This is a genomic window from uncultured Campylobacter sp. (assembly GCF_937890585.1).
Classification (GTDB): domain Bacteria; phylum Campylobacterota; class Campylobacteria; order Campylobacterales; family Campylobacteraceae; genus Campylobacter_A.
This window is the reverse complement of record NZ_CALACG010000045.1, coordinates 1-10,330: the sequence shown is the minus strand read 5'-3', so window position 1 is coordinate 10,330 and position 10,330 is coordinate 1. Positions and strand designations below refer to the sequence as shown.

Here is a 10,330-nt window from a genome sequence, read left to right as displayed (position 1 = left end):
AGAAAAGGTTATCTATTAACATCCGAAGTATTAAAGTCCGGTATTTCTAAACCTACTCTGGCAAAGTTTGTCCAGAATAAGAAGATGGAGCGTGTCGGACATGGTATTTTTGTGTCTGAGGATACTTGGTATGATGAACTTTATATTTTAGGAATTCAAAATAGCAGAATTATATATTCCCATGAAACGGCATTGCAGTTACATGGTTTAATGGAGCATGAATCTAATACGGTGAACGTTACCGTTCCTACAGGATATAATGCTACACATTTGCGAAAACGAGGTTTAAACGTGCATCAGGCAAAAGCGGAGCTGTATGAGATGGGGCTTAGTTACAAAGAGACAAACTATGGCAACATGGTTCAGCTTTATGATAAGGAAAGAACAATCTGCGATATTATAAAGAACAAGGAAAATATGGATATTCAGATTTTTCAACATGCGTTAAAGGAGTACATGCAAAGTCAAGGGAAGAATCTTCATCAGTTGATGTTTTATGCAAGAAAAATGAAGCTGGAATCCGTAGTACGGAACTATACAGAGGTTATGCTATGATTTATACATCTATGCAATTAAAAGCCAAAATAAGGAATATGTCCGGTGGAGATAGCAGAAAGGCTCTTACACTTATCAGAAATTATCTAATGGAATGCTTTTTAGAACGTGTTTCTAAATCAAAGTATAGAGATAAATTCATTTTAAAAAGGAGAGTAAATGCAAAAGTTATTTTGTGTCGCAAGTGCTGCACTGCTTGGGCTATCTTTAACTGCTGCTTGTGCCGCTAGTAGTGACCTTGAAAAAGTCATGAAAGAGCGCGGGCTAAGCGAAAAAGATGTCCTTGCAGCTGCTAAGACTTACCAGCCAAGCGGTAAAAAAGATGATTTCATCGTCTTTTCATCTGGCGGGCAGAGTGGTCAAGTGCTAGTTTATGGCGTTCCGTCGATGAGAATTTACAAATACATCGGCGTTTTCACCCCAGAGCCTTGGCAAGGATATGGCTATGACGAAGAGTCAAAAGCTGTCTTAAAACAAGGTGCTATCAGGGGCAAAGATATAACTTGGGGCGATACGCACCACCCAAATTTCACTGAGAAAAATGGTGAGTATGTTGGTGATTATCTATTTATCAACGACAAAGCAAACCCAAGGATCGCTGTTATAAATTTAAAAGACTTTGAGACAACTCAAATGGTCGTAAACCCTATCATGAAGAGCGAACACGGCGGTAGCTTCATCACTCCAAACAGCGAGTATGTCATCGAAGCTAGCCAGTACGCAGCTCCACTTGATAACAACTACCACTCTATGGACGACTACGAGGCGGTTTATAGAGGTGCTATAACATTTTGGAAATTTGACTATCCAAAAGGCAAGATCGACGAGAAAGAGTCATTTTCACTTGAGCTTCCTCCATACTGGCAAGACCTAAGCGACGCTGGTAAAGGCGAGAGCTACGGCTGGGGCTTTACAAACTCGATAAATAGCGAGATGTATACAGGTGGTATCGAAAAAGGCCTTCCTCCATTTGAGGCAGGTGCAAGTAGAAATGACACCGACTTCTTACATGTTTATAACTGGCAAATTTTAGAAAAACTTGTCCAAGACAAGAAAAACTACAAAGTTATAAATGGACACAAGGTAGTTACGATAGATGCTGCTGTAAAAGCTGGCGCGCTATTTTTGATCCCAGAGTCAAAGAGCCCACACGGTTGTGACGTAACACCAGACGGCAGATACATCATCGTTGGTGGTAAGCTTGATACTCACGCATCAGTTTATGACTTTAAAAAGATCAAAGAGCTAATCGACAAAAAAGAGTACGCTGGCACTGACCCATACGGCATACCTATCTTAGATAGAGCAAAGACAATGCACGGGCAAGTCGAACTTGGCCTTGGACCACTGCATACTACATTTGACTCACAAGATGGAGTAGTCTATACTTCACTTTACGTTGATAGCCAAATCGTAAAATGGGACTACAAAAATTTAAAAGTGCTTGATAAAGTAAATGTTCATTACAACATCGGTCACCTTGACACAATGGAGGGCAAATCAGCAAAACCAGTTGGCAAATACGCAATCGCACTTGATAAACTTTCAATCGATCGCTTCAACCCAGTTGGCCCACTCCATCCACAAAACCACCAGTTAATAGATATCAATGGTCCAAAAATGGAGCTAATCTACGATATGCCAATCCCACTTGGTGAGCCACACGACGTTGTTTCAATAGCTGCTAGCAAGCTAACTCCAGCGCTTACTTACAACATGGGTACAAACTCAAGAACAGGCGAGGCAAGCCCATTTGCAACACTAGCTGGTCAAGAAAGAGTTGAGAGAAACGGCAAAAACGTAACTGTCTATGCAACAATGATCAGAAGTCACATCAACCCAGAGCACATCGAGGTAAATAAAGGCGATAATGTAACAATTCACCTAACAAACCTAGAGCGCGCGCAAGATGAGACTCACGGCTTTGGCATCGACCTTTACAACATCCACGCTTCACTTGAGCCTGGCAAAACTGCTTCAGTAAATTTCGTAGCTGATATGGAAGGCGTCTTCCCATACTACTGCACCGAGTTTTGTTCAGCACTTCACCTTGAGATGATGGGCTATTTGCTTGTTAAAGATCCAAATAAAAAATATGAATCTGCAAAGACAAATAAGCTAAAAACTCTAAGTCCAGAAGCTCTAAAAGCTGAGTACGACAAAGTAATCGCAACTAACAAAGCCACTGATGATGTTATCCAAGAGGTTGTTAAATACCTAAAAGAGAAACATTATGAGAAATATCCAAAAGTAAAAGCTTTGGTTGATGACGCACTTGATCAGTATGGCCACATCAAAGAGGTAAAAGCTAAAGCTGACGAAGCTTACAAAAAAGGCGACGTAAATGGCGCTATCCTTTGGGAGTATCAAGTATGGCAATACATGGTAAAAACTGCTGACGTTGGTCTAAGAGCTAAAAACAACCTAGCTAAAGAGATCGCAACTCCGATGAGCCCAGCTGCTGCAAAAGGTGAAGAGGCTTATCTAAAAGGCGGATGTAATGGTTGCCACGTTATCGGTCAAGTAAGCTCAGGTCCAGACCTAACTGGCGTCTTACTAAGACATGAAAACGGCGAAAAATGGGTAGCAGAATTTATCAAAGATCCTGCTAAATTCTATAACGAAGACTACGTAAAAGCGATGATTGACTACTTCAATCTAAGAATGCCAAATCAGCATATGACTGATGAGGAGATCAAAAACATCATCGAATATCTAAAATGGATAGATGAAAACGCAGGTATGTAGTTTTAAGGGGCATTTTTGCCCCTTTTAAATTTTAAAATTTAACTTTTGCTAGGCTAAATTTTAAAATTTAAAGGAGAGATTATGAGTAAATATAAAATTTATACCATTGTTGCACTTATCATCATGAGCGTTTGTTTTACTCTACCAGTTCTTGGCTGGCATGGAGCTAAAGAGCGTATAGCTAACGGCGACGAGCTACCATCTTATAGCTACACTATCTACGATCTTTATAGCTCATTTCAGTATAAAAACCACCTTTTGCCAAAAGAGGTGGCGAGCGATCTTCATAAGATGATCGAGCAAAAAGCAGAGATCGGCACGCCATCTCTTCCTATCTGGTATGTATCTCTTGAAGCGCCAAACTATCCAAAGGCAGCCTTTCCAGATGGCATCCCAGTATATTTTCACGTAGATGGATATAGTGGCGACGTGCACGAGATGAACACGATAAACCACTACATCGGCATGTATCCTATGGAGCATGGTGGCAATGTCGAGCGAGCGATCGCGCCTTATTATCTACTTATCGCTACACTTTGCATGCTTGCATTTTTATACTATGACGGTAAATTTAACTCACTTTTAATGGTGCCAACCATCATCGCACCTGTGCTATTTATGAGCGCATTTGTGGGCTGGCTATACTGGTATGGACACAATATGCAAGAGTGGGGCGCCTTTAAGATCAAGCCATTTACACCAACCGTTTTGGGCGATGGTAGCGTGGCACACTTTACTACACACTCTTATCCGACCATCGGTTTTTGGGTGATGATAGTCATGAGCGTGCTTTGCATACTTGCAGTATTTTCAAAGAAAAAAGAGCTAAATGCGTAAAATTTGTAAATTTGCCCTTCTTTTTTTGCCGGTTTTTGCCATTGCAAACCTCCTTCAAGAGGCGATAAATAACGCTAGTCCTGGCGACGTGATAAAGCTAGGCGACACCGTTTATGAAGGTGGCATAACGATAAATAAGCCACTTACTATCATCGGTGAGGGCAAAAATGCCCACATAAAAGGGAGTGGCAAAGGCACGGTTGTAAAGATCATCGCCTCAAACGTAACTTTGCAAAATTTAAAGATAAGTGGCAGTGGTAGCGACCTTGGCGAGTTAGACGCTGGCATAGGCTGTGACAAGGCAAATAACGTTGTAGTCACGCAAAATGAGCTAATAGACGTGCTTTTTGGGATTGATTTTAAAGAGTGCAGTAGCTCAAAGATCACTGAAAACAAGATCACTTCAAAAGAGGGCGCTAGCCTTGGCTTTAGGGGTGATGCGGTGAGACTTTGGTATAGCCATGAAAATTTGATCGAGAACAACTACATCTATGATAGTCGTGATATGGTCGCGTGGTACGCAAGCCACAATAAATTTTTAAAAAACAAGGCAGTTGGCAGCAGATATTCGCTGCATTTTATGTATGCCAACCAAAATTTAGTCGAAAATAACGAATTTATCGGCAATACGGTCGGTATGTTTTTTATGTATTCAGCTGGCTCAACCGTTAGGTCAAATTTAGTTATGGATAGCGACGGTGCATTTGGCATTGGTATCGGGCTAAAGGACGTTTCAGACTTTACGATAGAAAAAAATACGCTCATTTACAACGCAAGGGGTGTTTTGCTCGACAACTCGCCGTTTCAACCAGGATCAACCATCAAATTTTACGAAAATAAAATTTTACACAACGTAGTTGGCGTCTATTTTCACGCTACGCAGGGCGTTAGCATCTTTGAAAACAACGACTTCATAGGCAACATGGATATCGTAGCAAACGACACTCCAGGCGATAAGATGGCATTAAATGAGTGGCGGAAAAACTACTTTGATGAGTACGAGAGCTTTGATAGAGATAAAGATGGCTACGGCGATACGCCATTTTTGCACCTATCATACGTCGATCAGCTTTGGCACTACTATCCAAATTTGCAGTTTTTCTACGGCTCAAGCGTCTTTAGCGTCTTAAATTTCTTAGCTAAGCTCGCTCCATTTTCAGAGCCAATAGAACTACTTAATGACCAAACACCAAGGATAAAGCCACTTGATAGTGCTAAATTTGAAGCGTTAAGGGCAAAACGTGGATAGAAGAAATTTTATGATAATAGGCTCGGCCGCAGCGGTGGCTGGATACGGACTAGGCAAGCTTTTGCCAGAAAGTAGCGGAGATAAACTCTATCTTAGGCCACCAGGGGCTGTTGATGACTTTGACGATCTTTGCGTCAAATGCGGCCAGTGCGTGCAAGTTTGCCCTTATCACAGCATAAATTTACTTGACATAAAAGATGGCTACTCAAGCGGTTCAGCCTACATCGACGCAAAAGAGCGAGGCTGCTACTTGTGCGATCTCTTCCCATGCGTGCTAGCCTGTCCTAGTGGGGCGCTTGACCATGCGACAAAGGTTGTGGGCGATGTCAAAATGGGCGTTGCAGTTTTAAGTGACACTGCGGCTTGTTTGAGCTTGAAAAGAGAAAATTTAAGCGAAGCTGGCGTTAAACATCTACTTGATCGCAAAGCTTATAACGACAGAGAAGAGGCGCTAAAAGATAAGATAAAAGGCAAGATCGGTCAAATTTGCGATCTTTGCGTCACGCTTTGCCCAGTTGGCGATAGCGCGATAGTGATGAGCCAGACAAATTTGCCGCTCATAAAAAATGGCTGTGTTGGTTGTGGTGTTTGTGCTGAGGTCTGCCCAGCAAAGATCATAAATATCGCCCCAAAGATGAGTTTTGATGAAATTTATAAGGAGAAAAAATGAGGTTTGTACTACCTTTAGTGGCTGCTGCTTTGCTATTTGTCGGCTGCGAAAATAGTAGCGAGAAGACAAAGGCTGCCAGCGAACAAGGCGCAAATGCGGCGACAAGCGCTAGCATAAAGGTCGAAAAAAATGAAAATAACCAAAGCATAAATAAGCAAAATGAATTTATAAAATACGACATGCACGGCGAAAAAAGTGTCAAATTTGGCCTTGAAGACAACAACGTAAGCCGCCAGATCGGAGCGCTTGCCATGGTAAAAAGCCCGCTTCAAAGTATAAATTTAAGACTTATAAAGGGCAGACTTAGCAAAGACTTCATCACAAAGTGCTCAGCCTGCCACGACGACTATGCAAATGGCATCATCGGACCATCTCTTCTAACAAAGAGCGAGGATGAAATTTATAAGATGATAAACGCTTATAAAAACAAAGAGAAGGTAAATGTGCTGATGCGTGATCTTGTTAAAAAGATGGATGAGAGTGAGATTAGAAAATTAGCCAAAGAGATAAGCGATTTTAATGCGCAGTTTAGGAGCAAACAATGAAAATCGGAAAAATCATAACGATCATTTTAGCGGTGCTGATATGCGGCATCATGGTGTTTATGCTAAGCCAAACCCCGCCTAAAAAGGAGAAGCCTGCAGCCAAAGTCGTCACGCCAAAGGTAGAGCAAAATATCTCAAAAGAGCAGCCAAAGTCTAGCGAGGAATTTGCCAGCGAAGATGAGCTAAAAAAGGTAAAAGAGCTAAGTCTAAGCGTAGCTAAGGCTCAAAATGAAGGCGTTAGCAAGCAATACCTAACCTCTTGCGCTCCGTGTCACGGCGCAAATGGCAAAGGCATAGTAGCGCCTGACATCACTCATCTAAGCAAAGAGGATCTGTTAAAAAAACTAGCTGATTATAAGGCTGGCAAGGTGCAAAACACGCTTATGAAGGGACTGCTAACAAACGTTAGTGACAGCGATCTAAACAGCCTTGCTGATGAAATTTCTAAATTTAAAAAGTAAAAATGGATAAATATAACGTTCGTGCGACCATTAGAAACGTAAGCTTTCTAAGCACGCTAATAACGACTACAAAAGATGGCAAAAAGCGCCCAAGCATACGTTTTTGGCGCATTTTTACCATTGTGTTAGTTCATCTTTTGTTTGTGCTCTCATACAGGGTCGATGTGCAAATTTTAGAGGGCGACATCAGCGCCTCAAGGATACTTGGCTTTCACCTAGCAGATATTTTTATGAGCTTGCAAGTTTTTTTGGCAACACATGAAATTCATGTAAATTTGCTCATTGGCTCGCTTAGTATCTTAGCCTTTTACATCATTTTTGGTGGCAGGGGCTTTTGCTCGTGGGTTTGCCCATACTCACTTATAAGCGAGATAGCTGAGAAAATACATGAAAATTTACGTGCCAAAAAGATAGTAAAACCGCGAGTTTTTGACACAAAGTGGCGATACATATTTACTATTTTGTTTTTGGCTCTTAGCTTTGCTAGCTCGAGCCTAGTCTTTGAAATTTTTAACGTCGTTGGGATATTTTCAAGATTTATCATCTATGGCTACTTTCACGCTATCTGGCTAGTCGTAGCCATGCTTGTGGTTGAAATTTTCTTCTCGCGCAGGGCATGGTGCAGGTATGTCTGCCCTGTTGGAGCGACCTATTCGCTACTAGCAAAGCCAAATGCGATAAAGGTCAGCTGGGATAAAGAAAAGTGCGACCACTGCTTAGTTTGCACCGATGTTTGTCTAGTGCCACACGTGCTTTTCATGACAAAAAAAGGGGCAAAAACTGATGATAGTAAAAAGCTCTTTAGGATAGCTGGGGCTGACTGCACGCTTTGTGGCAGGTGTATCGACGTGTGCCACCAAGATGCGCTTAAATTTGACAACGGCTTTAAGAAACTCATATAAGGAAATTTTTTGATAGATATAAAAGAAGTAACGAAAATTTTTGGCTCGCAAAAGATACTTGATAGCGTCAGTCTAAATGTAAAAGCTGGCGAAAAGATAGCGATACTTGGGCAAAATGGAGCTGGCAAAAGCTCGCTCATGCGTATCATCTTGGGTGAGTTTGTGCCAAATAGCGGAAGTGTCGCGATAAATGGCGTAAATACCCTAAAAGATAGAAAAGAGGCGCTAAAGTTTATCTCATTTGTGCCACAAACTCCGCCACCACTTAAATTTAGCCTGCGTGAGCTTTGCGAGTTTGTCTGCAAAAGCTCAAATGTCAAATTTGAAGAGATCGAGAAATTTAGCAAGCTTTTAGAGCTTGACCTGCATGCAAATTTAAACAAGTCGTTTTACAAACTCTCTGGCGGTATGAAGCAAAAGATGCTAATAGCCATCGCATTTGCCAAAGATAGTGAAATTTTGATGTTTGACGAGCCAACGGCAAATTTAGATGTAAAAGCAAGGGAGTCTTTTAAAAATTTACTTGATAATTTCACGCAAAAAAAGACGCTAGTTTTCATCTCGCACCGCATAGATGAGATCGCTCATTTGCTTGATAGATGCGTCTATATGGACCTTGGCAAGATCATCAAAGAAGAAAATTTAAGGAGCAAGAGTGAATAACCTTTTTTTAATAGCAAAACTTGACGTCAAAGAGTCGTTTCGCTCAAGGTGGTTTGCGATCTATGCGCTTCTTTTTTCTGCTTTGATGATAGGATTTTTATTTAGCGGAGTGACCGACTCGCGCGTGCTTGGCTTTTCTGGGCTAACAAGGGCGCTACTTTTGTTTATACAAATTTGCGTCATTATTGTGCCGATATTTATCCTCATTTCAACCGTTAGAAGTATAAATCAAGACAGGGATACAAACCTGCTTGAATACGTACTAAGCTTCCCGCTAAGCCTTAAAGAGTACTACTTTGGCAAGGCGCTTGGGCGGACATTTGTCGTTTTTGTGCCGCTTTTGTTCTCGCTTTTGCTTTGCGTGGTGGTTGGCTTTATAAAGGGCGTATCGATACCTTGGGGCGTGCTGGTGCTCTACTTTGGCCTGCTTTTTAGCCTAAGTATCGTCTTTTTGTCGCTTGGCTTTTTCATCTCAAGCCTTATCAAAAACCAAGAAACAGGCCAAGGCGTGGCGTTTTTGCTTTGGCTTATCATGCTAGCTTTTATCGACCTAGCGCTTATTGGGCTACTTATGCGAAGCTCTGTCGATGAGTACGTCATCTACTCTATCGCTATGTTAAATCCGATAGAACTTTTTAGGATAGCCGCACTTAGCCTTTTTGATCCAAATTTAGCAGTCATAGGCACTGCGTCCTACTTTATCTTAGGCACATTTTCAAAAGCGACCTTCGTAGCTTATGCGATCATCTATCCTTTGGTGCTTGGCGTGATCTTACTAGTTTGCGGCTATTTGGGCTTTAGCAAGAGAGATCTTGTTTGATTGTTTTTTGTTAAATAAGAGTTGGCTTTAAATTTAGACGAGGCTTGTATTATTCCACTTGTCCAACAAGAAACCTCCTTTTTGTAATGACCCCCTTTCCCCCAAAGGGGGTTTATCTCTCTCAAGGAAATTTATGAAAAAATCTATTTTATTTTTAGCCTTTGCCGTTTTATCTCTAAGCGCAAACTGGGATGAAAATATGCAAAACTGCATCAACAAAAGTGACGCAAAAGCTTGCGAAAGCTTTACTAAAAAGCTTTCAAGCGAGTGCGAAAACAAAGACAAAACTTCTTGCTTTTTATATGCTGACATGCTAGGGCGAGGTCTTGGCATTGAAAAAGATCTGGTTAAATCTTACGAAGTCTTTAAGTCGCTTTGTGAAAATGGTAGCAGTGAAGCTTGCTACGAGCTAGCTACAAAATATCTGCAAGGAAACGGCGTAGAGCAGAGCTTTGATCTATCTGCAAATGCCCTTGATAAAGCTTGCAAGATGGGCAGCAAACGAGCCTGCAACGTCTTAGAACTTGTGCCTAAGAATTAAAATTTATAAAGCTTTTTGCAAATTTTAAAATTTGTCTGAAATTTATATGTATAACTAAGCAATTTCGCAAATTTTAAAATTTCATGAACGAGTAATTTCTGCTCTAAAATTTGAGCTAAGCTATAAGTAAAGCCAAATTTTAGTAGTCAGCTCTTGCGAGTGAATGGAATTTTAAAATTTGCAAAAATAGTTTTTATAAATTTAAAGTTTTGCTTCTTTGTTAAGGGGGAAGAGGCTTGAATTACGAAGTCGCTCCCTTCCCCCTTAACAATCCCCTAACCCCGACAACGTTAGAAGTGGCATGCAATGGTGCTTGCGCACTGCATGCGTTTTGGTTAG

The 10,330-nt window shown here is 41.2% G+C and carries 11 protein-coding genes; all 11 read left to right on the top strand.

Features of this window, described 5'->3' with window-relative positions; genetic code table 11:
- The coding region (locus Q0296_RS01240; protein ID WP_298035768.1) for a hypothetical protein at positions 1-555 on the top strand (555 nt) is incomplete at its 5' end.
- A gap of 159 nt (positions 556-714) precedes the next feature.
- Positions 715-3,303, top strand: coding sequence for a Sec-dependent nitrous-oxide reductase (gene nosZ, locus Q0296_RS01235; protein WP_298035767.1), 2,589 nt, complete (start codon positions 715-717; stop codon positions 3,301-3,303).
- Between the two features lie 81 nt (positions 3,304-3,384).
- A complete protein-coding gene (locus Q0296_RS01230) occupies positions 3,385-4,140 on the top strand; it encodes a cytochrome C (RefSeq protein WP_298035765.1) in 756 nt (251 codons plus the stop codon).
- A complete protein-coding gene (locus Q0296_RS01225; RefSeq protein WP_298035764.1) occupies positions 4,133-5,389 on the top strand; it encodes a nitrous oxide reductase family maturation protein NosD in 1,257 nt (418 codons plus the stop codon). Before Q0296_RS01230 ends, Q0296_RS01225 begins: the two co-directional genes overlap by 8 nt.
- Positions 5,382-6,059, top strand: a complete 678-nt coding sequence (locus tag Q0296_RS01220; RefSeq protein WP_298035763.1) for a 4Fe-4S dicluster domain-containing protein — start codon at positions 5,382-5,384, stop codon at positions 6,057-6,059. The genes Q0296_RS01225 and Q0296_RS01220 overlap by 8 nt, the downstream gene beginning before the upstream one ends.
- A complete protein-coding gene (locus Q0296_RS01215) occupies positions 6,056-6,604 on the top strand; it encodes a hypothetical protein (protein ID WP_298035762.1) in 549 nt (182 codons plus the stop codon). The genes Q0296_RS01220 and Q0296_RS01215 overlap by 4 nt, the downstream gene beginning before the upstream one ends.
- Positions 6,601-7,065 carry a c-type cytochrome gene (locus Q0296_RS01210; RefSeq protein WP_298035760.1) on the top strand — a complete coding sequence of 155 codons (465 nt, stop codon included), beginning with the start codon at positions 6,601-6,603 and terminating at the stop codon, positions 7,063-7,065. Before Q0296_RS01215 ends, Q0296_RS01210 begins: the two co-directional genes overlap by 4 nt.
- A 2-nt stretch (positions 7,066-7,067) precedes the next feature.
- Positions 7,068-7,967 (top strand): NapH/MauN family ferredoxin-type protein, encoded by a 900-nt coding sequence (locus tag Q0296_RS01205; RefSeq protein WP_298035759.1) that lies wholly within the window; start codon positions 7,068-7,070, stop codon positions 7,965-7,967.
- A gap of 9 nt (positions 7,968-7,976) precedes the next feature.
- A complete protein-coding gene (locus Q0296_RS01200; RefSeq protein WP_103580951.1) occupies positions 7,977-8,630 on the top strand; it encodes an ABC transporter ATP-binding protein in 654 nt (217 codons plus the stop codon).
- A complete protein-coding gene (locus Q0296_RS01195) occupies positions 8,623-9,450 on the top strand; it encodes an ABC transporter permease subunit (RefSeq protein ID WP_103647337.1) in 828 nt (275 codons plus the stop codon). Before Q0296_RS01200 ends, Q0296_RS01195 begins: the two co-directional genes overlap by 8 nt.
- Positions 9,451-9,583: 133 nt before the next feature.
- The gene (locus Q0296_RS01190) at positions 9,584-9,991 is read left to right on the top strand and encodes a tetratricopeptide repeat protein (protein ID WP_298035755.1); all 408 of its coding nucleotides are present in this window, start codon (positions 9,584-9,586) and stop codon (positions 9,989-9,991) included.
- The last annotated feature ends 339 nt before the right edge of the window (positions 9,992-10,330 follow it).

Excerpts from the sequence above, each read along its gene's own strand:
- Q0296_RS01215 (WP_298035762.1), top strand. The coding sequence starts at position 6,056 with ATGAGGTTTGTACTACCTTTAGTGGCTGCTGCTTTGCTATTTGTCGGC.
- Q0296_RS01230 (WP_298035765.1), top strand. The coding sequence starts at position 3,385 with ATGAGTAAATATAAAATTTATACCATTGTTGCACTTATCATCATGAGC.
- Q0296_RS01190 (WP_298035755.1), top strand. The coding sequence starts at position 9,584 with ATGAAAAAATCTATTTTATTTTTAGCCTTTGCCGTTTTATCTCTAAGC.
- Q0296_RS01225 (WP_298035764.1), top strand. The coding sequence starts at position 4,133 with ATGCGTAAAATTTGTAAATTTGCCCTTCTTTTTTTGCCGGTTTTTGCC.
- Q0296_RS01210 (WP_298035760.1), top strand. The coding sequence starts at position 6,601 with ATGAAAATCGGAAAAATCATAACGATCATTTTAGCGGTGCTGATATGC.
- Q0296_RS01205 (WP_298035759.1), top strand. The coding sequence starts at position 7,068 with ATGGATAAATATAACGTTCGTGCGACCATTAGAAACGTAAGCTTTCTA.
- nosZ (WP_298035767.1), top strand. The coding sequence starts at position 715 with ATGCAAAAGTTATTTTGTGTCGCAAGTGCTGCACTGCTTGGGCTATCT.